Origin of the sequence: Stenotrophomonas mori, assembly GCF_023556335.1 — a bacterium.
Taxonomy (GTDB): Bacteria; Pseudomonadota; Gammaproteobacteria; order Xanthomonadales; family Xanthomonadaceae; genus Stenotrophomonas; species Stenotrophomonas mori.
In genome coordinates, this window is sequence record NZ_JAIKTS010000006.1 from 1 (window position 1) to 24961 (window position 24961).

Below are 24961 nucleotides of genomic sequence, written 5' to 3' on the forward strand. Positions count from 1 at the left end.
CCTGCCCGGATCGAGCAGCCAGCGGTGGACGAAGCGCTCGGCCGCGCGCATCGGGCCCACCGTGTGCGAGGAACTCGGGCCGATGCCGATCTTGAACAGGTCGAACGTACTGACGGACATGCGTGTGCTTCCTATCTCCCGCGGCGGCGCGGCAGCATCCGCCACAGCAGGCCGTCGCGGCGCAGCAGCTGGTGCTGCAGCACCGCGGCAAGATGCAGCGCGACCAGCGCCGCCAATGTCCAGAACAGCCCCACATGGAAGCTGTCCACCAGCTGCCGCAGCTCGGGATTGCGGCCGCCAAGCGCGGGCAGCTGCAGCAGGCCGAACCAGGGCAGCGGCTGGCCGGCCACCGAATTGAGCAGCCAGCCCGATACCGGCAGGGCCAGCAGCACGAGGTACATCAACGCGTGGGTGGCATGGGCGGCGCGGCGCTGCCAGGCCGGCCCGGCAACCGGTGCCGGGGCGCGTACGACCAGGCGGACCGCGAGCCGCAGCACGCCCAGCGCCAGCGCGGTCATGCCCAGCGACTTGTGCAGGCTGTAGCTGAGCTTGCGCAGGTCGCTGCCGCGTTCCATGTCGACCATCAGCAGGCCGATCACCGCGGTCGCGGCGATCAGCACCAGCCCCAGCCAGTGCAGCAGCTGCACCGGCGCGGGCCAGCGCGGCGGGGCGGTGGGGGCAGGTCCACGGTCCACGATGATTCCCGCCTCCCCGCTCAGTGGAAGAACTCGGCGATGGTCGCCGCGCCGATGAAGGTGCCGGCGGTGGCGGTCAGCGACACCGCGACGATGCGCCAGCCCAGGCGCCGGAACATCGGCAGCTTGCGCGCCACCGAGAAGCCGGCCAGCGCCAGCACCGTGGTGGTGATGCTCATGAACTGCACATGGTCGGTGGTGGTCGCCAGCATGTCGGCCAGCGGCCAGCCACCGGGAATCGTCACCAGGGTCGCCGTCACGGCCAGGAACAGCATCAGCGGCAAGCGCCGCCACACCCGCTTGAGGGCGATGCCGGCCAGCACGATCGCCACCATCACCGCCACGCCGGGCAGGGTCTGCTGCGGCGCCACGCCATGGCCCATGGCGTTGCTGATGACGATGCCGGCGACCATCAACAGCAGTGCCAGCACGCTGTCGCCGAAGGACGGGCTCTCGTCCTCCTCGGCCATCGCCGCCTCGGGGTCCAGTTCGTCGGCCGTCGGCGCGCGCCGCGCCAGCGCAGTCCGTCCCAGCACCGGCTCCAGCCGCGCGTACAGCCAGTTGCACAGCGGCAGGGTGATGAATACCGCGAAGTAGAAGCCGACCACGCCGGCGATCAGGTTCGCCGCCGCCGCGATGGCGGTCAGCTCCTTGATCATCTCCGGGGTCATGCCGACCGTGATGACGCCCAGCGCGGCGGCCATCAGGCTGCCCGAGCCCATGCCCGCGCCCATCGCCAGCGAGCGTGGGTCGAAGATGCCCAGCGGGGCGATCACGCTCACCAGCAGGGTGATGAACACCGCGCCCAGCACCGTGCCGGTGATGTACTCGGCAAGCACGCCGCGGCCCTCGGCCGACTGCATGCCGTACTTCTGGCCGATGATGACCAGGCTGTTCTCGCGTCCAATCGAGAAGGTCGCGCCGACCGCCTCGCGCTTGATCCCCAGCAGCAGCGCCAGCGGCAACGCCAGCACCATCGTGCCGAAGGCGTGGCCCAGCTCCTGGAACGCCAGCGCCCAACCGACCTTCTGCAGCTGCGGCATCGAATGCCCGGCCATCAGCCCGAGCTTGACGATGAACAGCAGCAGTGCGGCGTTGAGCAGCTTGCCGGCGTGCCGCTGCAGCGGCACGTCCAGCCGCAGCGCCGGCGGCATGCGGCCGTGCAGCGCGGCCAGCGTGGTGGTCACCAGCAGCGCCATCAGCATCGGCAGGATCACGATCTTCGACGACCACAACGGGATCGACAGCGGGCCGATCCATTCGGTCAGTACCGTGACCGCCAGGACCACCAGCAACAGGAGCCAGAGCCGCCGCGGAGCGGCGGGCGACGGAGAGGATGGAGCTGGAGGTGCGGCTTGGGACATGGTCGGGATCGCTCGTGGTCGGGATCGCGGGGCCGGACGGGGCGCCGGCGTGGTTCAGGCAGTCGGGGCGGGCGGCGCCTTGGGCTCGCCGGCGGTGAACCACTCGGCGGGCGGGATCTCGTGGATCAGCACCCGCACCGCGGTGGCCGGCACCGCCAGGTGGGTGCTGGCCGCCTCGGTGACCGCGCGGGCGAACGCCTGCTTCTGCGCGGCGCTGCGGCCGGCCAGGATGTGCGCATGGAGGATGGGCATGGGTCAGTCCTCGACGTGGAAACCGCAGCGGCCGAGCGATTCGACCTCCAGCGATACATGGATGCCGGGGCGCAGCGCGCAGGCGGCGGTGGCGCCGCCGGCCAGCACGATGTCGCCGGGCTGCAGGCTCTCGCCGGCTTCGGCGACGACGCGGGCCGCGGCCACCAGCGAGCGCAGCGGGTGGCCCAGGATCGCGGCGGTGGAGCCGAACGCCTGTGGCCGGCCGTCGAAGTCCAGCACCATCCCGAGGTTGTCCAGGTCGGTGGCCGGGCTGCGCCAGGGGCCGACCACGAAGCCGGACGAGGAGCTGTTGTCGGCGACCACGTCGGTCAGCGAGAAGCGGAAGTTCTCGTAGCGCGAGTCGATGATCTCCAGTGCCGGCGCCACCGCGTCGATCGCGGCCAGCGCCTGCGGCGCGGTGACCGCGCCGGCCAGCGGGCGGCCGACCAGGAAGGCGACTTCCGGCTCGACCCGCGGGTGCACGTAGTCGCTGATGCGGATGCCGGCGCCGTCCTCGACCTGCATCGCCGACGTCAGCCGGCCCCAGATCATGTCCGACACGCCCATCTGCACCATCTTGGCGCGGCTGGTGAAGCCCATCTTGATGCCGATGCGGCGTTCGCCGCGGGCCAGGCGGCGGCCGATGCTCAGGCGCTGGATGGCATAGGCCTGGTCCAGGTCGATCGCCTGTTCCAGCTGCGGGGTGGCGTTGGCGTGGCGGGCGGCGTCGTCCAGGCGTCCGGCCAGCGCGTCAAGGTCGATGGTGCTCATGCGGTGTGTTCCTCGGCAGTACGGTTGCGCGCCAGCAGGTCCAGCGCGACGTCGACGATCATGTCTTCCTGTCCACCGACCATGCGCCGGCGTCCCAGCTCGACCAGGATCGAACGGACGTCCAGGCCGTGGTCGGCGGCCGCCTTTTCGGCATGGCGCAGGAAGCTGGAGTAGACCCCGGCGTAGCCCAGGCTCAGGGTCTCGCGGTCCACCCGCACCGGGCGGTCCTGCAGCGGACGCACCAGGTCGTCGGCCGCATCCATCAGCGCGTACAGGTCGCAGCCGTGCTCCCAGCCCATGCGCTCGACCGCGGCGATGAACACCTCCAGCGGCGCGTTGCCGGCGCCGGCGCCCATGCCGGCCAGCGAGGCATCCACGCGGGTGACGCCGTTCTCGACCGCGACGATGGAGTTGGCCACGCCCAGCGACAGGTTGTGGTGGGCATGGATGCCGATCTGGGTGTCCGGGCGCAGCGCGTCGCGCAGTGCACGCACGCGGTCGCGGGTGGCGTCCATGGTCAGCGCGCCGCCGGAGTCGGTGACGTACACGCAGTACGCGCCGTAGCTCTCCATCTTCAGCGCCTGCTCGGCCAGTTCGGCCGGCGAGGTCATGTGGCTCATCATCAGGAACCCGGCCACGTCGATCTCCAGCCGGCGCGCCTCCTCGATGTGCTGGCGGGCGACGTCGGCTTCGGTGCAGTGGGTGGCCACGCGCACCGAACGCACGCCGGCGGACACCGCCTCGCGCAGGTCGTGCACGGTGCCGATGCCGGGCAGCAGCAGGGTGGTCAGCTTCGCCTGCTGCACGCTTTCGCGCACCGCGGCGATCCACTCCAGGTCCGAATGCCGGCCAAAGCCGTAGTTGAAGCTGGACCCGGCCAGGCCGTCGCCGTGGGCGACCTCGATGGCGGCCACGCCGGCACGGTCCAGCGCGCCGGCGATGGCGCGGGTATGGTCGAGCCCGTACTGGTGGCGGATGGCGTGCATGCCATCGCGCAGGGTCACGTCCTGGATGTAGAGCCGGCTCATCGCACGCCCTCCTCGGTGGCGGTGTCCAGAGAAACCTCGACCATGCGCTCGGCCGCGGCCAGCGCCGCGGAGGTCATGATGTCCAGGTTGCCGGCGTAGGCCGGCAGATAGTGGCCGGCGCCCTCGACCTCGAGGAACACCGAGACCTTCAGCCCCGGGGCGGCGTCGGCGCGGCCGAGGATGGCCGCACAGGCGGCGGCGTCCAGGGCTTCGAACTGCACCTGCTGCTTGAGCCGGTAGCCGGGCACGTAGCCGGCCACGGTGGCGACCATGGCCTCGACCGAGGCGGCGATCGCAGCCGGGTCGCCGCCTTCGGTGAGGCAGTAGACCGTGTCGCGCATGATCAGCGGCGGCTCGGCCGGATTGAGCACGATGATGGCCTTGCCGCGCTGCGCGCCGCCGACGGTCTCCAGGGCACGCGAGGTGGTCTCGGTGAACTCGTCGATGTTGGCGCGGGTGCCCGGGCCGGCCGACTTGCTGGCGATCGAGGCGACGATCTCGGCATAGCGCACCGGCGCCGCGCGGGCGACCGCCGCCACCACCGGGATGGTCGCCTGGCCGCCGCAGGTCACCATGTTGACGTTGCCCGCGGCCAGGTGCTGGTCCAGGTTCACCGCCGGCACCACGTAGGGGCCGACCGCGGCCGGGGTCAGGTCGATGACGCGCTTGCCGTCGGCCTGCAGCAGCCGGTCGTGGCCGACGTGGGCGCTGGCCGAGGTGGCGTCGAACACGATGTCGATGTCGGCGTACTCGGGCATCGCGCGCAGGCCCTCGATGCCGTCGTGGGTGGTGGCCACGCCGAGCCGGCGCGCGCGCGCCAGGCCGTCGGACTGCGGGTCGACGCCGACCATCACCGCCATCTGCAGGTGGCGGCCATGGCGGAGGATCTTGATCATCAGGTCGGTGCCGATGTTGCCGGAACCGATCACCGCGACAGTGCGCTTGCTCATGGCCTCACTCTCCACGGAAGGCGGCCGCGACCCGGCCCAGGCCGGAGATGCGGGCTTCGAAGACGTCGCCCGGACGCGCCACGGCCATCGGCCCCAGCGCCCCGGACAGCACGGTGTCGCCGGCGCGCAGCGGCCGGCCGATGCGCGCGGCGGTGCGCGCCAGCCACACCACCGCGTTGAGCGGGTTGCCCAGGCAGGCCGCGCCGCAGCCCAGCGAGACCGGCTCGCCGCGCTGCTCCAGGCTCATGCCGCACAGGCGCAGGTCCAGCGATTCGATCTTCTTCGGCGACCCGCCGAGCACGTAGACGCCGGAGGAGGCGTTGTCGGCGATGGTGTCGAGGATGCTGATCTTCCAGTCGCGCACGCGGCTGTCGACCACCTCGATGGCCGGCAGCGCGTAGCCGATGGCGTTGAGCACATGCCCCAGCGTCGGCCGTTCGGCATCCAGGTCGCGGTCGAACACGAAGGCGATCTCGGCTTCGACCTTGGGCTGGATCAGCCGCCCGAGCGGGATCTCCTCGCCGTCGCCGTAGGCCATGTCGTCGAACAGCATGCCGTAGTCGGGCTGGTCCACGCCCAGCTGCTGCTGCACCGCCACCGAGGTCAGGCCGATCTTGCGCCCGGACAGGCGCCGGCCTTCGCCCAGCGCCTGCTCGGTGAGCAGGTGCTGGGTGGCGTAGGCGGCCTCGATGCCGCCGGATTCGAGCAGCCCGGCGACCGGGTCACAGGCGCTGCCGCTGCGGGCGGCCTCGCCCAGCAGGCGCGCGGCCTCGCGTACCGGCGCGGTGCCGGCCAGTGCTTCAAAGCTTGATGCAGACATTGCGCAGCTCCGTGTAGAACTCCAGCCCATGGACGCCGCCTTCGCGGCCGATGCCCGACTGCTTGGCACCGCCGAACGCGGTGCGCAGGTCGCGCAGGAACCAGCAGTTGACCCAGGCCACGCCGACCTGGATGGCGGCGGCCACGCGGTGCGCGCGCGACAGGTCGCGGGTCCACACCGAGGTGGCCAGCCCGTACGGGCTGTCGTTGGCCGCGGCCACCGCTTCTTCCTCGCGGTCGAACGGGGCGATGTGACAGCACGGCCCGAAGATCTCCTCGGTCAGCACCGCCGAATCGGCCGCCAGGCCGGTCCAGATGGTCGGCTCCACCCACCAGCCGCCGGACAGTGGCGCCGGCAGCGACGGCACGCCGCCGCCGGTGACGATGGTCGCGCCCTCGTTGCGCGCGCGGGCGTAGTAGGAGAGCACCTTGTCGCGGTGGGCCTGGCTGATCAGCGGGCCGAAGGTGGTGTCCTCCGCATTCGGATCGCCCGGACGCAGGGCTTCGGCGGCCTCCTTCAGGCGCGCGACGAAGGTGTCGAAGATCGGCCGCTCGACGTAGATGCGTTCGGTGCCCAGGCAGACCTGGCCGCTGTTGAGGAAGGCCGAGCGGGTGACGCCGGCGATCGCCGCGTCCAGGTCGCAGTCGGCGAACACCAGCGCCGCGTTCTTGCCGCCCAGTTCGAAGGAGACCGGGCGTATGCCGGCGGCCGCGGCCTTCATGATCGCGGTGCCGGTGCGGGTCTCGCCGGTGAAGGTGATGGCGTCCACGTCCGGGTGCTCGGTCAGGTACTGGCCGGCGCTGTCCGGGCCGAAGCCGTGCACCACGTTGAACACGCCCGGCGGCACGCCGGCGTCGTTCATGACCTCGGCCAGCAGGGTGGTGGTGCGCGGGGTCTCTTCCGACGGCTTGACTATCACGGTGTTGCCGAACGCCAGCGCCGGGGCGACCTTCCAGGTCATCAGCAGCAGCGGCAGGTTCCACGGGCAGATCACCGCGATCACGCCGCGCGGCGTGCGCAGGCCGTAGTTCAGCGCGGTACCGCCGTCGGGCGTGGGCGACCGGAAAGCCTCCGTGGCGCCGTTGGCCAGCTGGTCGGCGAACACGTCGAAGTTGGCCGCGCCGCGCGGGATGTCCAGGTGGCTGGCCAGGCTGTAGGGCTTGCCGGTGTCGCGCATCTCCGCGGCCAGGAACTCATCGAAGCGGGCGCGGATGCCGTCGGCCAGCCGGCGCAGGATCGTCGCGCGCTCGCCGTCGGTGAGCCGGCCCCAGGGGCCGCGCAGCGCTTCGCGTGCGGCGCGCACCGCCTGGTCGACGATGCCTTCGTCGGCCTCGTGGACGTGGCCTGCGACCTCGCCGGTGGCGGGGTCGATGTTGGCGAACGGAGGCCGGCTGGAGGTGACCGGGCGGCCTGCGATGTAGTGCGTGATGACGGAGGGGGCGGGCGCTTGCGCTGCAGTGATGTTCATGCGTTTTCCGTGGTCGAATCCATAAATTACGAAATTTATTCCGTTTCCTCGTGGTGCTCGGGGGGCCGGATGCCTGTCGTATCTCAGCCAAACATCAATGTTTGTTGGGCTGTGCTTCGAGCGGCGATCATGCCAGACAAAATCCGGGATGTCTGCAAAATATCGAAATTAAATTTGACAAGCGAGGCGCGACTCTGATCTGATCCGTCCCACGCCCCTGTTTCCCGGAGATGTCCCCTGATGGCCGCCGTTCCCGCTTCCGTCCTTGCTCTTGCGCCGCGCATGACCGACTGGCGCCAGCGCATCCATGCCTGGCCCGAACTCGGCTTCGAGGAAGAGCGCACCTCGGCGCTGGTGGCCGAAGTACTGCGCGGCCTCGGCCTGGAGGTGCACACCGGCCTTGGCGGCACCGGCGTGGTCGCGGTGGTGGATTCCGGCAAGCCGGGCATGTCCATCGGCCTGCGCGCGGACATGGACGCGCTGCCCATGGACGAGCACAACGAACTGCCGTACCGCTCGCAGCGCCCGGGCGTGGCCCATACCTGCGGCCACGACGGCCATACCGCCGCGCTGCTCGGTACCGCCGAGCACCTGGTGGCCAACCCGCCGGCCAGCGGCCGCGTGGTGCTGATCTTCCAGCCGGCCGAAGAGGGCGGCCGCGGCGCCATCAAGATGGTCGAGGACGGCCTGTTCGAGCGCTGGCCGTGCGACGAGGTCTACGCCTTCCACAACATGCCGGCGCTGCCCGGCGGCCAGGCCAGCGTGCGCACCGGCGCCACGCTGCAGTCGCTGGCGGTGTTCGAGGTCGCGATCGAGGGCGTCGGCGGACATGCCGCCGCACCGCACCGCGCCACCGATCCGCTGCAGGTCGCCGCGCGCCTGGCGGTGGAGATCAGCGCCATCGTCGGCCGCCACATCGATCCGATGGAAGCGGCGCTGATCAACGTCGGCAGCCTGCAGGCCGGCACCACCCACAACATCATTCCGGCCAACGCCTCGCTCAGCGGCACCATCCGCTCGCTGTCCAAGGAAGTGCACGAGGAGCTGCTCAAGCGCCTGCGCGCGCTGTGCGAAGGCTACGCGCAGATGTACGGCTGCAGCATCGACCTGCAGATCCCGCACTCCTGCCCGCCGTGCGTCAACGCGCCGGAACAGGCCGCGCTGGCCGCGCAGGCGATGGGCGACGTGCTGGGCGCGGAGAACGTCAAGACCGACATGCGCGCCTACCCGTTCTCCGACGACTTCTCCTACATGCTCGAGCAGTGGCCCGGTGCCTACCTGTTCCTGGGCATGGACAGCGCCATGTGCCACCACCCGACCTTCCGTTTCGACGACCAGCTGCTGCCGGTGGCGGCCGCGGTGTTCGACCGGATCGTGCGCCTGCGCCTGGGCTGAATCCGGCCAGCGCCCCCACCGCCCCACTGAGGTACCGCGTCATGTCGACCGTCATCGAGCAACTGCGTTACGTCGTCCTTGGAACCCGCGACCTGGAAGCCGCCGCGCACTTCGCCGGCGCCGAACTCGGGCTGCAGCCGCTGCCCGCCGGCAACGGCGAGCAGGCGTTCCGCTCCGACCACCGCCAGTACAGCCTGGTCTACTCGAACGCGGCGCCGCGGCGGCATGCCGTCGGCCTGGAGCTGCGCGACGACGCGGCACTGCAGGCGACGGTGCAGGCGCTGCAGGCGCGCGGCATCGCGGTACAGCACGATGCCGCCCTCGCGGCGCGCCGCAACGTGCGTGCGCTGGCGGCCTTCACCACGCCCGGCGGCCTGTGCCTGGAACTGGTGGTGCGGCCGCAGGACCAGGGCTGGCGCTTCTTCGCCGCCCGTGACTGCGGCATGGCCGGGCTGGCCGCGCTGGCACTGCGCAGCACCGACGTGGCCGCCGACGAGGCGCTGCTGGTGGAGCTGTTCGGGCTGCAGGTGCGCGACTGGATCGGCGACGCCGCCTATCTCGGCCTGGATGCGGCGCACCACCGCCTGGCGCTGTTCCCGGCGGCCACCGCCGGCGTGCTGGCGGTGGAGTTCGAGGTCCAGGGGCTGGACCAGGTGATGCAGCAGTACCACCGCCTGCGCGAGCTGCCGCAGGCCGTGGTGCACGGCCCGGGCCGGCGCCCGGCATCGGGCCAGGCGTTCCTGACCTTCGCCGGCCCCGACGCGGTGTACTACAGCTTCGTCACCGACGGCGAGCGCATCGATGCGGCGGCACCGCGGCGTCCGCGGCAGTTCGCCATGCGCGCCGACTCGCACTGCGCCTGGGGCAGCGACTGCGGCATCGCCGAACTGCTGGCCGACGCCGTGCCGGCGCGCCCGGCGCTGCGCGGAGTGACCAGCGCATGATCCACCTGCGCGATGTCAGCTACGTGCGCCTGGGCACCCGCGACCTGGAAGGTGCGACCCGCTACGCGACCACCATCCTCGGCCTGGAAGTGGGCGAGCGCGGCCACGGCGCGGCCTACTTCAAGTCCGACCAGCGCGAGCACACGCTGTGCTACTTCGAGGGCGATCCCGCCGACCAGGTGGTCGCCTTCGAGGTCGACAGCCGCGCCGAGCTGGATGCCGCCGGCGCCGAGCTGGAGCGCCTGGGGCACCCGGTGCACCGCGGTACCGCCAGCGAGGCCGAGCAGCGCAAGGTGCGCGACTTCATCGCCTTCCGCGACCCCACCGGCAACCGCATCGAACTGGTGTGGCGGCCGCAGATGTCCTCGCGCCGCTACCACGGCACGCGCGACGCCGGCATCACCGGCTTCAGCCACATTGGCCTGTGCACCACCGACGCCGCGCGCGACGAGGCGTTCTGGACCTCGGTCTGCAACGCCCGGGTCAGCGACCGCATCGGCGACGCGCCGTTGCTGCGCATCGACGAGGTCCACCACAAGATCGCGCTGTTCCCGACCAACCGCACCGGCATCCAGCACATCAACCACCAGGTGGCCAGCTCGGACGACGTGCAGCGTTCCTTGCACCACCTGCGCGCGCACAACATCCCGGTGGTGTTTGGCCCCGGCCGCCATCCCACCTCGGGCGCGCGCTTCCTGTATTTCGAAGGGCCCGACGGCATGGTCTACGAGTATTCCTCGGGGGTGAGCAGCATCGCCGACGAACTGCTCTACCGCGAACGGCAGTTCGAGTTCGCGCCGCCGGGCTTCTGCATGTGGGGTTCGGAACCGCAGATCCGGGAGTTCCGCAAGTGAGTACGCCGCCGGACGCCCTGGCGCGCACCGTGCGCGCGGCCGCGCGTGCGCTCGGCCGTGCCGGGCTGGTGCATGCCTATGGCCACTGCAGCGCCCGCATCGACGCCGACACGTTCCTGGTCGCGCCCTCGCGGCCGCTGGGCCTGGTCGCACCGGGCGAGCCCTGCACGGTGGTGCCGCTGGAAGGCGAGCTGCCCGAAGGCGTGCTGCCGGAGGTGCGGATCCACCGCGAGATCTACCGCCGCCGTCCGGACGTCGGCGGCGTGGCACGGGTCCAGCCGCCGAAGCTGATGAGCCTGAGCGTGCTCGGCCGCACGCCGTTGGCGCGGCACGGGTTCGGCGCCTATTTCCACCCGCAGCCGCCGCTGTGGGACGACCCGCTGCTGCTGCGCTCCGATGCCCAGGCCCAGCGCCTGGCCGAACAGCTCGGCGACGCCCGCGCCATCGTCATGCGCGGCAACGGCGCGGTCACCGCCGGGCAGTCGCTGCAGGCCGCCGTGGTGCTGGCCTGGTACCTGGAAGACGCGGCCCGGGTCGAGCTGGACTGCCTGGCCGCCGCGCCGCACACCCTGCCGACCTGCCTGAGCGACGAGCAGTCCGCGGTCCGTGCCACCTGGAACGGCCGCCTGCTCGAACGCATGTGGGAGTACCTCACCGCGGGCGACGCCGAGCTGGACTGAGCGGCCGCCCGCCTTCATTGCCACCCGAAGACGGAAGAAAGACCGATGAAAACCCTGCTGAACGTGTCGCTGCTGGCGGCACTCGGCCTGGCCGGCCATGCCGCGGCCGCCGATACCTGCGCCACCACCGACGATGCCAAGGTGATCCGCAACTACTACGCCCAGACCCGCCCCGGCGCACCGCCGCCGGCCGTGGCGCGCCTGTTCCGCATGGAAGAGACGCGCGTGGTCAGCGCGCTGGAGCCGGCCCAGGCCTACGGCGTGCGCTCCAACCGGCTGTTCTTCGACGAAGTCTGGAAGTCGGTCGATGCCTGGGGTGCGGACACCCGCGTCGGCATCGTGTTCACCTCCGGCGGCATGCATGTCTGGAACTTCCCCAGCAAGGTGCCGCAGACCCAGTCGACCACCACGCCGATCTGGTACGACATGTACGCCGATGGCGGCGCCGGGGTGCATGGCCACATCACCCCGCAGGAAGTGGACCAGATCTGGGCGCTGCAGATCCCGACCACCGATCCGGACAAGTTCACCCGCATCCTCGGTTTCTACGACAGGGAAGGCGCGCTGATCGTCGGCCTGTACGTGTCCGAGGGCGTCAAGGACTTCGATCCCAAGGCGGTAGCCGGCTTCGAACGCACCCGCGAGCTGCTGCGCACCCAGCCGCGGCTCTGCGCCGCGGGCTGAGTCACGCGCCGGGCCTCCGCACCGCCGGTGCGGAGGCCACCCCGGGCAGGCGGACGCGGACCTCCAGGCCCGGCCGGTTGTCATCCAGCGCGATGTCCGCGCCGTGGGCGCGGGCGACCGCCTCGACCATCGACAGTCCCAGCCCGCTGCCGGGCGTGGTGCGGCTGCGTTCGAGCCGGTAGAGGCGCCGGAATACATGCGCGCGTTCGTCGGCGGGAATGCCCGGGCCGTCGTCGGCCACGCTCACCCGCACGCCGCCGCGTTCGCCGGCGGCCCGCAGGGTGACGTGCGCGCCGCGCGGACAATGCCGGCAGGCATTCTCGAGCAGGTTGGAGAACAACTGCCCCAGCAGGTCGCGGTTGCCGACCACCTCCAGGTCCGGCGCGATGTCGGTATGGAAGTGCTGGCCGGCGGCCTCGAAGGCGGACTGGTGCACTTCGGCCAGCGTTTCCAGCAGCTCCGACAGCGGCACCGGTTCCCGCTGCAGGCGCCGCGGGTCGCCGCCGATCTGGGCGATGTGCAGCAGCGAGGCGAACGTGCGCAGCGCGGTATCCACTTCGGCGGTGGCGCGCTCGAGCACCGCGTGCAGCGGGCCGATGTCCTGCAGCCGGCGGCCGCGTTCGAGCTGCTGGCGCAGGCGGCCCAGCGGCGTGCGCAGGTCGTGGGCGATGTCGTTGGAGACCTGGCGCAGCGAGTCGCCCTGGGCATCGATGCGGTCCAGCATCTGGTTGACGCTGGCCGACAGCCGGTCGAACTCGTCGTCGCCGCTTCCCACCGGCAGCCGCCGCGCCGGTTCGCCGAGGATGATGGCGCGGGTATCGCGCACCAGGCGCTCGACCCGGCGCAGCATCAGGTGGCTCATCAGCGCGCCGCCGGCCAGGGCCAGCGCCAGCACCGCCAGCAATGCGTAGCCGATGTCGCGCAGCAGCGCGCTCTGCAGGCCCTGGAACTCCTCGATCGCCTTGCCGGCCTCGCCCACGGCCAGGTAGCGGCCGTCCTTGAGCTGCAGCCCGTAGGCGCGCACGGTGCGGATCCGCTTGGGGTTGTCGCCCTTGGGCATCTGGAACCAGAACCGGCCCTGGCGGCGTTCGGCCTGCACCGGTGCATTGCCGGCGATCACCCGCCCGTCGCGGTCCTGCAGCAGGTAGCGCATCGACTTGAGCAGCGGCTGCTGCAGGCGCTGTTCGATCAGCGCCTGCACCGCCGGCGTTCCGCCGTCCTTCTCGGCCCGCCGCAGGTACTGCACCTCGCGCTTGACGATCTCGTCCTGCAGGTCGGTGGCGTAGCTGCGGATCTCCAGGTAGACGATGCCCAGCAGGATCGCCACCGACGCGGTGAACAGGGTGGCGTACAGCAGGGTCAGGCGGAAGCTGCTGGTGCGCAGCAGGCGGGGCAGGGGCATGGCGTCACTCGGCTTCGGGGCGGGCATCGAGCCGGTAGCCGGCGCCGCGCACGGTGTGGATCAGCGGCAGGCCGTGCGGGCGGTCCACCTTGGCGCGCAGCCGGCTGATGTGGCTGTCCACGACGTTGGTCTGTGGATCGAAATGCAGGTCCCAGACGTGTTCGAGCAGCATGGTGCGGGTGACCACCTGGCCGGCGTGCCGGGCCAGGTACTCGAGCAGCCGGAACTCGCGCGGCTGCAGCTCCACCGGTTGCCCGCCGCGGTGCACCGTGCGGGCCAGCAGGTCGATCTCCAGGTCGTGGACCTGCAGCCGGGTCTGCGCCGACAGCGCCCGCGGGCGCCGCGCGAGCGCCTCGATCCGTGCCGCCAGCTCGGCGAAGGAGAACGGCTTGACCAGGTAGTCGTCGCCGCCGGCCTTGAGCCCGAGCACGCGGTCGTCCACGCCGCCCAGCGCGGTCAGGAACAGCACCGGCACCTGGGAGCCGGCGCTGCGCAGCGCCTTGACCAGCGACAGCCCATCCAGCCCCGGCAGCATGCGGTCCACGACCACGATGTCCGGCGCGGCCTCGCCCATCGCCAAGTAGAGGCCGTCGCGGCCGTCGACCGCATGCACGACCTGGTGGCCCTCGGCGCGCAGGCCGTCGCCGATGTACTCGGCGGTTTCCCGGTCGTCCTCCACCAGCAGGATCTGCATCGTTGCCTTCCACGTCGTCGCGGCCTGCAGGATAGCCGCGCGCGGGCGCCGCTGCAGGTTACCAAGCCGCAATGTGGCGGGCAGCTGCGGGTAACGGCGCGGCCCCGACGATGGCGGCCTGTTCCGACCGCGAGCCCCTGCCCATGCCAGCCTTTCCGTTCCGCCGCACCGCCGCGCTGCTGCTCCTGCTCGGCGCCAGCGCCGCCGCCCTTGCCGGTCCCTACGAGACCGGCAGCACCAGCACCGCCAAGGGGCTGAAGTTCAAGAGCAACGTGCAGCTCAAGCACAGTGCGGACAAGGACACCTGGGTGCTGCCCAAGATCGGCGTCGGCGGCCCGCTGGCCGACAACCTGGAGCTGTCGGTGGGCACCGGCTACGGCCGCATCGAGCGCACCGGCGGCCGCAGCAGCGAGGGCCTGCGCGACCTGTCGGTGGGCATGAAGTGGCGGCTGCTGGACGAGCGCGACGGACGCCCGGCGCTGGCCATCGGGCCGTCGTTGAACCTGCCCACCGGCGACCGTGCCAGCGGCATCGGCAAGGGCGCCTACGCGCTGTCGCTGCCGGTCCGCCTCAGCCGCCGGCTCGGCGACTTCCGCGTCACCGGCGAAGCCAGCCTGCAGCGCACCTTCGGCCGCGACGCCGACCAGGCCGGTGCCGGGCTGCTGCTGGAATACGTGGCGCAGCCGCGCTGGTCGTGCGGCATCGAATTGGTCGCCGACGCACCGCGCGAGGACCTGGGGGCGCGCCAGCTGCGGCTGAACGTCGGCGCCAAGCAGCGGATCGGCCGCCACCTGCAATGGCAGGCGCTGGCCGGCCGCACCGTGGACAACCCCCGCGGCGGCCGCAGCAGCACCGTCAAGCTGGCGCTGGAATACCTGCTATGAAGCGTTCTTCTTCTCCGCGCCGAGCGCGGCCACGGTCTTGCGCACTTCGTCGTAGGTGCGCATCAGGTGGTCGTGGGTGAGGCGGCAGGCGCGCAGCGCGTTGCGCTCCAGCGTCGCCTCGAAGATCGCCTGGTGTTCGTCCTGCACGAAACGCTTGCCGCGCGACGCGCTCAGCGATACCCGGCGGTAGCGCTCGGCCTGGTGGTAGAGCAGCTCCTGCAGCTTGATCAGCCACGGCGAATCACAGGCCGAGACCAGGGCGTAGTGGAACAGCCGGTTGCGTTCCTCCCAGGCGTCCAGCAGGGCCTGCGGGGCACCGTCGCCGCGTCCCAGGACGTCGCTCTCGACCTCGTTGAGCGCATCGTAGGTCTCGCGCACGCGTTGCACCCAGGCCTCGTCGCCGCGTTCGATCGACAGCCGCAATGCCTCGGTCTCGATCAGGTTGCGCACCCGCGAGATGTCGTCCAGCTCGTCCAGCGACAGCGGCGCCACCCAGAACCCGCGCTGGTCCTCGGTCTTGACCAGCTGGTCGCCGACCAGCCGCGCCAGCGCCTCGCGCAGCGGCGACATGCCGATCTCGTAGTGCTGGACCAGGGCTTCGAGCTTGAGCTTGCCCCCCGGGGGCCACTGGCCATGGACGATGTCGCGGCGCAGGCGCTGGTAGGCGCGCTTGGCCAGGGTACGGGCGGCGGCCGGGGCGGAGGCGGTGGATTTCATGGCTACAGTGTGGAGCAGGAATTTCGAAAATCAAATTTCCGTGCTGTATCGCAGCATTTGTCGAATTAATTTCGACAAGGGCGATCCCAACGAATTTTTATGATTTGCGTAACATGTTGTTTTAGAAGGGTTAAGCCTCTGTACGCCCCTGGATGCTGGCAATCCTGCAAAGGATCTTTCAAAAAATATCGTAATTTTCGTTGACACCTTGTCGACGTCTTGTTGTGATCCGCGACGCACTCCGGCGTCATGTCGCCGGCTTAGGAACGAGGATGGCGCACTGGCCCCAGGCCAGCAGCGGCGCTGCCGGCAGCATCTCCGGCAGGGCAGGCGTCCATCTGTAAACCACAGTGAATTGCGGGGGCATCATGAGCAGTCGAGCAGGGCAACAGCGGGTTCTGGCGAGCGGAATTTCGATATTGGCGATGTGCATCGCCGGTGCGTTGCAGGCGCAGGAGGCACCGGTACAACTGGATGCGGTGGTCGTCACCGGCACCAACATCCGGGGTGCCGAGCCGGTCGGCAACACCGTGCAGGTGATCAGCGCCGAGCAGATCCGCGACAGCGGCAAGGCGACCCTCGGCGATTTCCTGCGTGAGCTCCCGGCCAACTTCGCCGGCGGCGTGGGCATGAGCGACAACGTGCAGGGCGGCCAGGACGCGAGCGTGGCCGGCTCCAACATGACCGGCGGCCAGGGCGTGAACCTGCGCGGCCTGGGCGCGCTGTCGACCCTGGTGCTGATCAACGGCCGGCGCGCGGCCGCGGCCGGCCAGTACGGCGACTTCGTGGACATCTCCAGCATCCCGGCCAACGCCATCTCGCACATCGAGGTGCTGCTGGACGGCGCTTCGGCGGTGTACGGCTCCGATGCGGTCGGCGGCGTGGTCAACATCATCACCAAGCGCAGCGACGACGGCGCCCACACCAACGTGCGCGTGGGCACCACCACCCAGGGCGGCGGCCACCAGTACCAGGTCGGCCAGACCTGGGGCACCCAGTGGGACCGCGGCGGCATGATCGTCGGCTACGAATTCAACCGCCAGGACAACGTGCTGGCCAGCGACCGCGACATCTACAACGGCGGCGACTTCAGCGACCGCGGCGGCGTCAACTGGCGCAAGGCCAATGCCCGCGCCGGCCGTGCCGCCAACCTGTTCTCCGGCGTGCCGGCCGCCAACGGCAACGTGATCTGGACGGTGCCCGGCGGTGCCGGCACCGGCCTGACCGCGGGCGACCTGGTCGCGGTGACCGACGGCGTGGGCAATACCTACGACGCCTGGGAGCGGGTCGACATCGTGCCGCAGATGGACCGCCACAGCGTGTTCTTCGGCTTCGAGCAGGACGTGGGCGAGGCGACCTCGCTGTACGGCGACCTGCGCTACAGCCGCCGCCGCGGCAGCTACAACCAGGGCCACCAGGCGCTGTACGGCATGCTGGCGCCGACCAGCCCGTACTACATCCCCGGCGTGGCCAACAACTTCGGCGTGCTGCTCGGCGACCGTCCGCTGCAGCGCGAAGTCGGCGTGGACAGCTACGCCGCGGTGATCGGCGCCAGCTTCGAGCTGGGCGGCAGCTGGCGCGGCGAGGCCACGGCGTCGTACAGCCGCGAGAAGCAGTTCCGCAACTCGGACGTGCAGCGCAACGCCAACATCTACGACTATCTGCCGGCGCCCAACGGCGGCCAGGTGCAGGCGCCCACCGCCATCGCCTGCAGCCTGATGGGCCTGACCCCGGGCAACCTGCCGGCCAATGCCAGCGCGCAGCAGCGCTACTGCGCGGGCCTGAACTACACCGCGTTCAACCCGTGGAGCACCGAGCCGCTGTCCGAGCAGGTGCGCTCGCAGCTGATCGGCTACGAGAACCTGGACTTCACCTCGTGGCTGGCCCAGGCCAGCTTCAAGGTGGACGGCGACCTGTTCGACATCGCCGGCGGCAGCGTCAAGCTGGCCGCGGGGGCCGACTGGCGCCGCGAGAACATCGGCGGCGCACTGGACTTCAACTGGCGCAGCACCTCCGACCAGCACACCGCCTTCGGCACCACCGAGCGCGACGTCGCCGCACTGTTCACCGAGCTGGCGATCCCGCTGGTCGGCAAGAACAACCAGAACGCGCTGGCAAAGAAGTTCGACATTTCCGTCGCCGGGCGCTACGAGCGTGGCCGCGGCCTGGGCGACTTCTCCACCTTCAACCCCAAGGTCGGCTTCGACTGGAAGCCCACCGACGCGCTGACCCTGCGCGGCAGCTGGGGCACGTCGTTCCACGCACCGCCGATGCGCTACGCCTACAACGGCGTGCAGCCGATCAGCGGCGGCAACGGCGCGTTCATGCGCGCCGACCTGTACAACGCCCCGTGCGACACCACGATGATCCCGCTCAACGGCGTGGCCGGTACCCCGGGCGGCGCGGGCAACTGCACCTTCACCGCCATCGTGGTCAGCGGCGGCGCCGGCCCGACCCTGAAGCCGGAAGAGTCCAAGACCTGGACCCTGGGCTTCGACTACGCGCCGGAATGGGCGCCGGGGCTGAGCATCGGTGCCAGCTACTTCAACCTCAAGATCGATGACCGCATCGTCCGCATCCAGGCCGGCACCCTGGGCAGCATCCTGGCGCAGCTGTTCTCCACCGGCAGCACCCCGTACGCGGGCAGCCTGGAGCTCAACCCCGGCCAGGACCGCGTGCGCGACCTGATCGAGAACGACCCGCGCTACCTGGGCCAGCTCGGCGCCGGCCCGGTGCAGGGCCCGTCGGACGTGGCGATGATCATCAACGCGACCCAGCTCAACCTGGCCTCGCTGAAGATGAACGGCGTGGACTTCAACCTCGGCTATGGCTGGGATACCGACCGTGCCGGCACCTTCGACCTGTTCGCCCGCGGCACCTGGCTGAACTCGTACGAAGTGCAGTCCGCGCCCGGCGCCGCCTATGTCGACCAGCTGGGCAAGTACAACGCCGGCGGCAACCCGGTGCGGCTGCGCTCGCAGCAGGGCCTGCGCTGGAGCCAGGGCGACCTGCGCGCCTCGCTGACCGCCAACTACGTGCACCGCTACGAGTGCGTCGACGGTTGCTACGTGCCCAACGCGCAGTCGCTGCCGGTGCTGTCCAGCGCACCGGTGAAGATCGGTTCGTGGACCACCTTCGACCTGTCGGTGGACTACGACCTGACGCGCCTGGGCGGCTTCTTCGACGGCGCGCGGGTGAACTTCACCGCGGTCAACGCCACCGACCGCAAGCCGCCGTTCGTCGACGGCGGCACCGCCGCCAACGACGCCATGGCCGATCCGTACGATCCGGCCAACGCCACCGTGCTGGGACGGACCCTGGTGCTTTCCTTCGACAAGCGCTGGTAAGCGACACTGGATCCCCCCGGCCGTGGCCGGGGGGATCGGAGACCCCCCATGAAGAAAGCCGCATCCGCCCTGCTGGTCCTGGCCCTCGGCCTGGCACCCGCGGTGGCCATGTCAGCCATCCCCACCCCCGCAGCCGCGCCGCTGACGGTGCACGGGGTCCAGCAGTTCGACCTGGAGGCCGCGGGCGACCGCGCCTACCGCATCCTCGTCTCGGTGCCGGACAAGCCGGCACCGGCCGCCGGCTACCGCGCGCTGTACGTCCTGGACGGCAACGCGATGTTCCTCACCGCCCTGGAGGCCGTGCGCGCCATGGAGCGCCGCCCGGACGTCCCGCGCGACCTGGCCACGGTGGTGGTCGGCATCGGCTATCCCGACGGCGTGGACATCGCCAAGGCGCGCACCCTGGACCTCACGCCCCCGGGCAGCGGCAACCCGCGCATCACCGCCGCGTCGGGCGGCGCCGACGCCTTCCTCGACTTCATCGAGGAGCGGCTCAAGCCGCGGATCGGCGCGCTGGCGCCGATCGATCCGGCGCAGCAGGCCCTGTTCGGCCACTCGTTCGGCGGCCTGTTCGTGCTGCATTCGATGCAGCGCAAGCCCGAGGCCTTCGCGGTGCGCGTCGCGGCGAGCCCTTCGATCTGGTTCGACCGCGGCGACATCGGCACGCAGCTGCAGGCGGCCCTGGCCGGCCGTGGCGCGCAGGCCGCGCCGCTGAAGCTGCTGCTGACGGCGGGCGAGTACGAGCAGGCGCTGTCGCCGCTGGCGCACTCGCAGCCCAACGTCGCCAAGCTGGCCCTGCTGCAGAAGGAGCGGGCGCAGGTGGACAGCAGCCGCAGGCTGGCCGAGACCCTGGCCGAACAGCCGGCGGTCGACGTGCGCTTCGAAGAGCTTGCCGGCGAAGACCATGGCACGGTGATTCCCGCGGCGATCAGCCGTGCGGTCTCGCTGCTGCTGATGCCGCAGCTGGAAGTGCCGCCGGTGCCCAGCGCGGCCGCGTACTGGGCGATGACGCCGGAGCAGCGCTACGACCTGCGGATGTGGGTGCGGCAGCTGCCCGACCGCAAGCGCATTCCCTGGCTGACCGGCCTGCGCGACACCCTGCACGACGGCCTGACCGCGGCCCAGGTGCAGACCCTGCACGACGAGCGCAACCGCATGGATGCCGAGCAGGGCAGCAAGCCGCACCTGGTCAACGCCCCGTCGCACTGACCCCCCTGCGTGCCGTCCGGCGCCGGTGACCCCCGGGCCGGCGGCACCGCGGGCCGCGCCGTTTCAGCGGATGGCGGTGTCGAGCAGTGCCTGCAGCCAGTCGACGAACACCCGCAGCGGCCGCGACGGATGCCGGTGGTGGGGATACAGCAGGTGCATCGGCATCGGATCGGCGCGGTGCCCGGGCATCACCTCGACCAGACGGCCGTCGGCCAGTTCACGGCGCACGTCGTAGGCCGGTACCTGGATCAACCCCAGCCCGGCGATGCAGCAGGCGATATAGGCCTCGGCGTTGTCGACGCAGACGCGCGTGCGCAGCATCTGGCGCCGCAGCCCGCCCTCCTCGCGCCATTCCCACGGCTCGGTGCGGCCGCTGCCGGGGGCCGCATAGCCCACGCTCCAGTGCGCGTGCAGCTGGCGCGGATCGGTGGGCAGGCCGTGCGTGGCGAGATAGCCGGCACCGGCGACATTGATCAGGCGCAGCTGGCCGATGCCGCGCGCGGCGCGCCGCGAGTCCGGCAGCGGGCCGACCCGCAGCGCGCAGTCCACGCCGTCCTCGACCAGGTCCACGGTGCGGTCGGTCATGCCCAGCTCGATGTCGATCCCCGGGTGCGCGGCGAGGAAGCCGGGCAGCGCCGGTGCCACGATCAACCGGCCGATGCGGCCCGGGACATCCACCCGCAGCCGCCCGCTCAGGGTGTGCGGCGACTGCCGGAACAGCTGGCCGGCCTCGTCCATGTCGGCGATCAGCTGCTGGCAGCGGGCATGGAACAGCAGCCCGTCCTGGGTCGGGGTCACGCGCCGGGTGGTGCGGTGGAGCAGCCGCGTGCCCAGCCAGTGCTCGAGTGCGCGCACCGCCTCGGAGACGGTCGAGCGGGGCAGGTCCAGCTGATCGGCCGCGCGGGTGAAGCCGGCGCAGTCCACCACGCGGACGAAGATGCGGAACTGCTCGATGCGGTCCATGGTCGATTGTCCGGAAAAGCCGACAAGTGAAGTCAGAATGACCGGCTTTATCCGGAAATCCAAGCCGATAGCCTCTGTGCGCATTCCCCCTGCACAGGAGCCGCCCGTCATGAGCGACCACAGCATCCACGGCAAGACCGTCCTCATCGCCGGCGGCGCCAAGAACCTCGGCGGCCTGCTGGCCCGCGATCTCGCCGCCCGGGGCGCCCGCGGCATCGCCCTCCACTACAACAGCGATGCCGCCCGCGGCGAGGCCGAGGCCACCGCCGCCGAGGTGCGCGCGGCCGGGGCCGGCGCGCACCTGTTCCAGGCCGACCTCACCCGTGCCGCGGCGGTGGAACAGCTGTTCGCCGACGCCGGGCAAGCGCTGGGCCACATCGACATCGCCGTCAACACGGTCGGCAAGGTGCTGAAGAAGCCGATGGCCGAGATCGGCGAGGCCGAGTTCGACGCGATGGATGCGGTGAACAACAAGGCGGCGTTCTTCTTCCTCAGGGAGGCCGGCCGCCAGCTCGCCGACAACGGCCGGGTCTGCACCCTGGTGACCTCGCTGCTGGGCGCGTTCACCCCGTTCTATTCCAGCTACGCGGGGACCAAGGCGCCGGTCGAGCACTACACGCGCGCGGCCGCCAAGGAGTTCGGCGCGCGCGGCATCTCGGTCACCGCGATCGGCCCGGGGCCGATGGACACCCCGTTCTTCTACCCGGCCGAGGGCGACGATGCGGTGGCCTACCACCGGACCGCGGCGGCCCTGTCGCCGTTCTCGCGCACCGGCCTGACCGACATCCAGGACATCGTGCCGTGGATCCGCTTCCTGGTGTCCGAGGGCTGGTGGATGACCGGGCAGACGATCCTGGTCAACGGCGGCTACACCACCCGCTGAGCGCCGTCCCCGGCGGCCTGGAGCACACGCCGCAGGCCGCCGGATGGGCGACAATCGGTGCCTGTCCACGGTGGTCGGCGCGATGACCGGAAAACCCCACTCGGAGGCCTGCGAGCGCAACCGCGGGCCGATCCTGGCCGTGCTGCGGCGTCATCTCGGCGCCGCCCGGCATGTGCTGGAGATCGGCAGCGGCACCGGCCAGCATGCGGTGCATTTCGCCGCGGCGATGCCCTGGTTGCGCTGGCAGGCCAGCGACCACCCCGACCACCTGCCCGGCATCGGCCGATGGCTGGACGCGGCGGCGCTGCCCAATACGCCGCCGGCGCTGGCGCTGCAGGCGGTGGCGGGCACCGGGTTGCGGCCCGCGCCGCCCCTGCCGGCCATCGCCGGCGTGGCCGGCTTCGATGCCGTGTTCACCGCTAACACCCTGCACATCATGGACTGGGACTGCGTACAGGCGCTGGTCGCCGCGCTGCCGTCGCTGATGGCCCCGGGCGCCCTGTTCATCGCCTATGGGCCATTCAACGACGCGGGGGCGTTCAGCAGCGACAGCAACCGTGCCTTCGACGCCTGGCTCAGGGCGCGCGACCCGCGCTCGGGCATCCGCGATGCCGGGGCGGTGGACGCCCTGGCGCGCGCGCAGGGGCTGGCGCTGCGCGAGGATGCCGCGATGCCGGCCAACAACCGCACCCTGGTGTGGCAGCGGGCGTGACGGCGCCGCGCCGCCGCCCCGCGACAGAGGGGCCGGCGGCATTCTAGGATCCACAGTCCGGACATGAGGCAGGTGGACTGATGCAGGGGCGCAACTGGTTGTTGGCGATGATGCTGGGGATGGCGCCGCTGGCGGGCGCGCAGGCGGGCGATGCGGCGCGCCAGGCGGCCCTGCAGGTGCAGGCCGCATACCCGGGGACGATCGAACTGCAGGTGGACGCCAGCGACGTCCAGCGCCGCATCCAGCGGGTGCGCGAGCGTCTCCCGGTGGTGCCGGGCCCGTTGCGGCTGTGGTACCCGCAGTGGATCCCGGGCAACCATGCGCCGACCGGCCCGATCAACCAGATCGGTGGCCTGGTCATCCGCGGCAACGGCCGGCCGCTGCGGTGGCAGCGCGATCCCGGGGACATGTATGCCTTCACCCTGCAGGTGCCCGAAGGCGTCGATGCGCTCGACATCGAGTTCCAGTACCTCTCGCCGACCGCGACGGACCAGGGCCGGGTGGCGATGACCGCGAACCTGCTCGACCTGCAATGGCACCGCGTGGTGCTGTACCCGGCCGGGGTGGATGCGCGCGGCATCCAGGTGGAGCCGTCGCTGCGCCTGCCCGAAGGCTGGCAGAGCGGCACGGCGCTGGACGTCGCGCGGCGCGAGGGCGACACCGAGCACTACCGGCCGGTGCCGCTGATGACGCTGATCGATTCGCCGGTGTTCGCCGGCCGTCATTTCAAGCGTTTCGCGCTGGATGCCGCCGCCAGGCAGCCGGTGTGGCTGGACGTGGTCGCCGAGAATCCGCAGGCCCTGCAGGCCGACGCCAAGGTGCTGGAGGCGCACCGCGCGCTGGTGCACGAGGCCGACGCGGTGTTCGGCGCGCGCCCATACAGCCGCTACACCTTCCTGCTGGCGGTGTCGGACGTGTTCAGCGGCATCGGCCTGGAACACGCGCAGTCCAGCGAGAACGGCATGCACGACGGCTACCTGCGCGGCGAGCGACCGTTCCTGGACAACGACCTGCTGCCACACGAGTACACCCATGCCTGGATCGGCAAGGCCTGGCGCCCGCGCCCGACCTGGGTCCCGCACTACAACGCACCGATGCACAACGACGCATTGTGGATGTACGAGGGCCAGACCCAGTACTGGGCGGTGGTGCTGGCCGCACGCTCGGGTCTGTGGTCGCCGGACTACGCGATGGCGATGCTGGCGCAGCTGCAGGCCACCTACGCCAGCCAGGCCGGCCGGCAATGGCGCGACCTGCACGACACCGTGCACCAGGGCATCCTCGACTTCAACGCCAGGCCCCAGGCCTGGGAGGACTGGCAGCGCGGCTTCGAGTTCTACAACGAGAGCACCCTGCTGTGGCTGGGGGTGGATGCGCGCCTGCGCGCGCTCTCCAGGGGCAGGGTGACGCTGGATGATTTCGCCAGGCGCTTCCACCAGGGGGGCGCCCAGGGCGAGATCCGCCTGTACGACCCCGCCGACGTGATGCAGGCGCTGGAGGCGGTGCAGCCCGGCGACTGGGACGCCTACCTCGGCACGCGCCTGGAGGCCCGGGACGGTGCGGCGCCCGATGGCCTGGAAGCCGCCGGCTGGGAGCTGTACTACAGCGACGCGCCGAACCTTGTCGTGGCCGATGGCGAGGCCGACGGCCTCACCGACCTGCAGTACTCGCTGGGCCTGAAGGTGGACGGTGATGGCGTGCTGCAGTTCGTCGGCTGGGAAAGCCCGGCCTTCAAGGCGGGCCTGGCCAGGGACGTGGTGCTGGTCGCGGTCAACGGCCTGGCCTACAGCGGCGGACGCCTGAAGCAGGCGGTGGTCGACGCCACGGCGGGCGTGCCGATCGACCTGGTGGTGCGCCAGGCCGACGCCGTGCGCAGCGTGCGCATCGACTACCGCGAGGGCCTGCGTTACCCCCACCTGCGCCGTGTCGACGGCCGCGCCGACCTGCTGACGAAGATCCTGGCGCCCCGGCGGCGATGAGCCCTGCGCCTCCCGGTGCGGGAGGCAAGGGCACCGCGAACGGCGCCGCGAGGCGCCTTCCCGCAGCGGGGGGCGCCCCTGCTGGAAGGCGCGCCGGCCTGCCGGTGGTGCGCCGACGGCGGCACGGGAGCGCCGCGCTGGAACGGGCTGTCGACGGGCCGCGGGCCCTGTCCGGTGCCGGTGGTGGGCGGCCGCTGGGCGCCCCCTGCAGCGCCGCGTATCGCGCTTTCGGCAATGGCTGGAGAGTGGCGAAGCCGGGGCCCTGG

24 protein-coding genes are annotated in these 24961 nt (G+C 71.2%); 11 read left to right on the forward strand and 13 right to left on the reverse strand.

The genetic code is table 11. The annotated features are described in order from the left end of the window. The 9 genes from K5L01_RS13975 to K5L01_RS14015 form a co-directional block, all read right to left on the reverse strand. Positions 1–120: serine dehydratase beta chain (locus tag K5L01_RS13975; protein ID WP_250065340.1), on the reverse strand; the 120-nt coding region annotated here is incomplete at its 3' end. 11 nt (positions 121–131) lie between these two features. Further along, complete coding sequence (locus tag K5L01_RS13980; protein WP_250065222.1) at positions 132–695, reverse strand: cytochrome b; 564 nt, start codon at positions 693–695, stop codon at positions 132–134. 20 nt (positions 696–715) lie between these two features. Then, entirely contained in the window at positions 716–1984 is a 1269-nt protein-coding gene (locus tag K5L01_RS13985; protein WP_250065341.1) for a DUF3100 domain-containing protein, read from the reverse strand. Between the two features lie 129 nt (positions 1985–2113). Beyond that, the gene (locus K5L01_RS13990; protein ID WP_250065223.1) at positions 2114–2311 is read right to left on the reverse strand and encodes a tautomerase family protein; all 198 of its coding nucleotides are present in this window, start codon (positions 2309–2311) and stop codon (positions 2114–2116) included. Positions 2312–2314: 3 nt separating this feature from the next. Then, a complete protein-coding gene (locus K5L01_RS13995; protein ID WP_250065224.1) occupies positions 2315–3082 on the reverse strand; it encodes a 2-keto-4-pentenoate hydratase in 768 nt (255 codons plus the stop codon). Further along, positions 3079–4110 (reverse strand): 4-hydroxy-2-oxovalerate aldolase, encoded by a 1032-nt coding sequence (gene dmpG, locus K5L01_RS14000; RefSeq protein ID WP_250065225.1) that lies wholly within the window; start codon positions 4108–4110, stop codon positions 3079–3081. Before dmpG ends, K5L01_RS13995 begins: the two co-directional genes overlap by 4 nt. Further along, the gene (locus K5L01_RS14005) at positions 4107–5060 is read right to left on the reverse strand and encodes an acetaldehyde dehydrogenase (acetylating) (RefSeq protein WP_250065226.1); all 954 of its coding nucleotides are present in this window, start codon (positions 5058–5060) and stop codon (positions 4107–4109) included. The genes dmpG and K5L01_RS14005 overlap by 4 nt, the downstream gene beginning before the upstream one ends. Before the next feature lie 4 nt (positions 5061–5064). Beyond that, on the reverse strand, positions 5065–5880 hold the full coding sequence (locus K5L01_RS14010) for a 2-keto-4-pentenoate hydratase (protein ID WP_250065227.1): 816 nt from the start codon (positions 5878–5880) through the stop codon (positions 5065–5067). Next, on the reverse strand, positions 5861–7348 hold the full coding sequence (locus K5L01_RS14015; protein WP_250065228.1) for a 2-hydroxymuconic semialdehyde dehydrogenase: 1488 nt from the start codon (positions 7346–7348) through the stop codon (positions 5861–5863). Before K5L01_RS14015 ends, K5L01_RS14010 begins: the two co-directional genes overlap by 20 nt. A gap of 240 nt (positions 7349–7588) precedes the next feature. Between K5L01_RS14015 and K5L01_RS14020 the strand changes: the two genes are divergently transcribed. From K5L01_RS14020 to K5L01_RS14040, 5 genes are read left to right on the forward strand one after another with little or no spacing between them, the layout of a single operon-like run. Further along, positions 7589–8743 (forward strand): amidohydrolase, encoded by a 1155-nt coding sequence (locus K5L01_RS14020; RefSeq protein ID WP_250065229.1) that lies wholly within the window; start codon positions 7589–7591, stop codon positions 8741–8743. Between the two features lie 41 nt (positions 8744–8784). Continuing rightward, positions 8785–9687 carry a VOC family protein gene (locus tag K5L01_RS14025; RefSeq protein WP_250065230.1) on the forward strand — a complete coding sequence of 301 codons (903 nt, stop codon included), beginning with the start codon at positions 8785–8787 and terminating at the stop codon, positions 9685–9687. Next, positions 9684–10541, forward strand: a complete 858-nt coding sequence (locus K5L01_RS14030) for a VOC family protein (protein WP_250065231.1) — start codon at positions 9684–9686, stop codon at positions 10539–10541. The genes K5L01_RS14025 and K5L01_RS14030 overlap by 4 nt, the downstream gene beginning before the upstream one ends. Further along, positions 10538–11221, forward strand: coding sequence for a class II aldolase/adducin family protein (locus tag K5L01_RS14035; RefSeq protein ID WP_250065232.1), 684 nt, complete (start codon positions 10538–10540; stop codon positions 11219–11221). The genes K5L01_RS14030 and K5L01_RS14035 overlap by 4 nt, the downstream gene beginning before the upstream one ends. 45 nt (positions 11222–11266) lie before the next feature. Continuing rightward, entirely contained in the window at positions 11267–11905 is a 639-nt protein-coding gene (locus K5L01_RS14040) for a hemin-degrading factor (protein WP_250065233.1), read from the forward strand. A 1-nt stretch (position 11906) separates the two neighbouring features. Here the strand turns inward: K5L01_RS14040 and K5L01_RS14045 are convergent, their stop codons facing one another. Both K5L01_RS14045 and K5L01_RS14050 read right to left on the reverse strand, forming a co-directional pair. Continuing rightward, complete coding sequence (locus K5L01_RS14045; RefSeq protein ID WP_250065234.1) at positions 11907–13307, reverse strand: sensor histidine kinase; 1401 nt, start codon at positions 13305–13307, stop codon at positions 11907–11909. Between the two features lie 4 nt (positions 13308–13311). Beyond that, positions 13312–14001 (reverse strand): winged helix-turn-helix domain-containing protein, encoded by a 690-nt coding sequence (locus tag K5L01_RS14050; RefSeq protein ID WP_250065235.1) that lies wholly within the window; start codon positions 13999–14001, stop codon positions 13312–13314. Positions 14002–14144: 143 nt separating this feature from the next. Here K5L01_RS14050 and K5L01_RS14055 point away from each other — a divergent pair, with 143 nt between their 5' ends. Then, positions 14145–14885, forward strand: coding sequence for a transporter (locus K5L01_RS14055; protein WP_250065236.1), 741 nt, complete (start codon positions 14145–14147; stop codon positions 14883–14885). On the opposite strand, the gene K5L01_RS14060 is transcribed toward K5L01_RS14055, so the two are convergent. Beyond that, positions 14880–15602, reverse strand: coding sequence for a GntR family transcriptional regulator (locus K5L01_RS14060; RefSeq protein ID WP_250065237.1), 723 nt, complete (start codon positions 15600–15602; stop codon positions 14880–14882). The two genes, K5L01_RS14055 and K5L01_RS14060, sit on opposite strands and share 6 nt — an antisense overlap. A 425-nt stretch (positions 15603–16027) precedes the next feature. Between K5L01_RS14060 and K5L01_RS14065 the strand changes: the two genes are divergently transcribed. Both K5L01_RS14065 and K5L01_RS14070 read left to right on the forward strand, forming a co-directional pair. Then, the gene (locus K5L01_RS14065) at positions 16028–18949 is read left to right on the forward strand and encodes a TonB-dependent receptor plug domain-containing protein (protein ID WP_250065238.1); all 2922 of its coding nucleotides are present in this window, start codon (positions 16028–16030) and stop codon (positions 18947–18949) included. A gap of 48 nt (positions 18950–18997) precedes the next feature. Continuing rightward, entirely contained in the window at positions 18998–20158 is a 1161-nt protein-coding gene (locus K5L01_RS14070; RefSeq protein WP_250065239.1) for an alpha/beta hydrolase, read from the forward strand. Positions 20159–20221: 63 nt separating this feature from the next. Here K5L01_RS14070 and K5L01_RS14075 read toward each other — a convergent pair whose 3' ends face one another. Further along, a complete protein-coding gene (locus K5L01_RS14075) occupies positions 20222–21121 on the reverse strand; it encodes a LysR family transcriptional regulator (protein WP_250065240.1) in 900 nt (299 codons plus the stop codon). Positions 21122–21230: 109 nt separating this feature from the next. On the opposite strand from K5L01_RS14075, the gene K5L01_RS14080 reads away from it, so the two are divergent. The 3 genes from K5L01_RS14080 (at position 21231) to K5L01_RS14090 (ending at position 24695) form a co-directional block, all read left to right on the forward strand. Then, positions 21231–22004: an SDR family oxidoreductase gene (locus K5L01_RS14080; protein ID WP_250065241.1), complete on the forward strand. Its 774-nt coding sequence runs from the start codon at positions 21231–21233 to the stop codon at positions 22002–22004. A gap of 82 nt (positions 22005–22086) precedes the next feature. Next, the gene (locus K5L01_RS14085; protein WP_250065342.1) at positions 22087–22716 is read left to right on the forward strand and encodes a DUF938 domain-containing protein; all 630 of its coding nucleotides are present in this window, start codon (positions 22087–22089) and stop codon (positions 22714–22716) included. Positions 22717–22796: 80 nt separating this feature from the next. Continuing rightward, positions 22797–24695 carry a M61 family metallopeptidase gene (locus K5L01_RS14090; protein WP_250065242.1) on the forward strand — a complete coding sequence of 633 codons (1899 nt, stop codon included), beginning with the start codon at positions 22797–22799 and terminating at the stop codon, positions 24693–24695. The last annotated feature ends 266 nt before the right edge of the window (positions 24696–24961 follow it).

Bases quoted from the DNA above. Each gene is read 5' to 3' on its own strand.
- K5L01_RS14015 (WP_250065228.1), bottom strand. From the start codon at position 7,348: ATGAACATCACTGCAGCGCAAGCGCCCGCCCCCTCCGTCATCACGCAC.
- K5L01_RS14075 (WP_250065240.1), bottom strand. From the start codon at position 21,121: ATGGACCGCATCGAGCAGTTCCGCATCTTCGTCCGCGTGGTGGACTGC.
- K5L01_RS14030 (WP_250065231.1), top strand. From the start codon at position 9,684: ATGATCCACCTGCGCGATGTCAGCTACGTGCGCCTGGGCACCCGCGAC.
- K5L01_RS13995 (WP_250065224.1), bottom strand. From the start codon at position 3,082: ATGAGCACCATCGACCTTGACGCGCTGGCCGGACGCCTGGACGACGCC.
- K5L01_RS14080 (WP_250065241.1), top strand. From the start codon at position 21,231: ATGAGCGACCACAGCATCCACGGCAAGACCGTCCTCATCGCCGGCGGC.
- K5L01_RS14085 (WP_250065342.1), top strand. From the start codon at position 22,087: ATGACCGGAAAACCCCACTCGGAGGCCTGCGAGCGCAACCGCGGGCCG.
- K5L01_RS14005 (WP_250065226.1), bottom strand. From the start codon at position 5,060: ATGAGCAAGCGCACTGTCGCGGTGATCGGTTCCGGCAACATCGGCACC.
- K5L01_RS14055 (WP_250065236.1), top strand. From the start codon at position 14,145: ATGCCAGCCTTTCCGTTCCGCCGCACCGCCGCGCTGCTGCTCCTGCTC.
- K5L01_RS14090 (WP_250065242.1), top strand. From the start codon at position 22,797: ATGCAGGGGCGCAACTGGTTGTTGGCGATGATGCTGGGGATGGCGCCG.
- K5L01_RS14065 (WP_250065238.1), top strand. From the start codon at position 16,028: ATGTGCATCGCCGGTGCGTTGCAGGCGCAGGAGGCACCGGTACAACTG.
- K5L01_RS13990 (WP_250065223.1), bottom strand. From the start codon at position 2,311: ATGCCCATCCTCCATGCGCACATCCTGGCCGGCCGCAGCGCCGCGCAG.
- K5L01_RS14050 (WP_250065235.1), bottom strand. From the start codon at position 14,001: ATGCAGATCCTGCTGGTGGAGGACGACCGGGAAACCGCCGAGTACATC.
- K5L01_RS14070 (WP_250065239.1), top strand. From the start codon at position 18,998: ATGAAGAAAGCCGCATCCGCCCTGCTGGTCCTGGCCCTCGGCCTGGCA.
- K5L01_RS14045 (WP_250065234.1), bottom strand. From the start codon at position 13,307: ATGCCCCTGCCCCGCCTGCTGCGCACCAGCAGCTTCCGCCTGACCCTG.
- K5L01_RS14025 (WP_250065230.1), top strand. From the start codon at position 8,785: ATGTCGACCGTCATCGAGCAACTGCGTTACGTCGTCCTTGGAACCCGC.
- dmpG (WP_250065225.1), bottom strand. From the start codon at position 4,110: ATGAGCCGGCTCTACATCCAGGACGTGACCCTGCGCGATGGCATGCAC.
- K5L01_RS14020 (WP_250065229.1), top strand. From the start codon at position 7,589: ATGGCCGCCGTTCCCGCTTCCGTCCTTGCTCTTGCGCCGCGCATGACC.
- K5L01_RS14060 (WP_250065237.1), bottom strand. From the start codon at position 15,602: ATGAAATCCACCGCCTCCGCCCCGGCCGCCGCCCGTACCCTGGCCAAG.
- K5L01_RS14040 (WP_250065233.1), top strand. From the start codon at position 11,267: ATGAAAACCCTGCTGAACGTGTCGCTGCTGGCGGCACTCGGCCTGGCC.
- K5L01_RS14010 (WP_250065227.1), bottom strand. From the start codon at position 5,880: ATGTCTGCATCAAGCTTTGAAGCACTGGCCGGCACCGCGCCGGTACGC.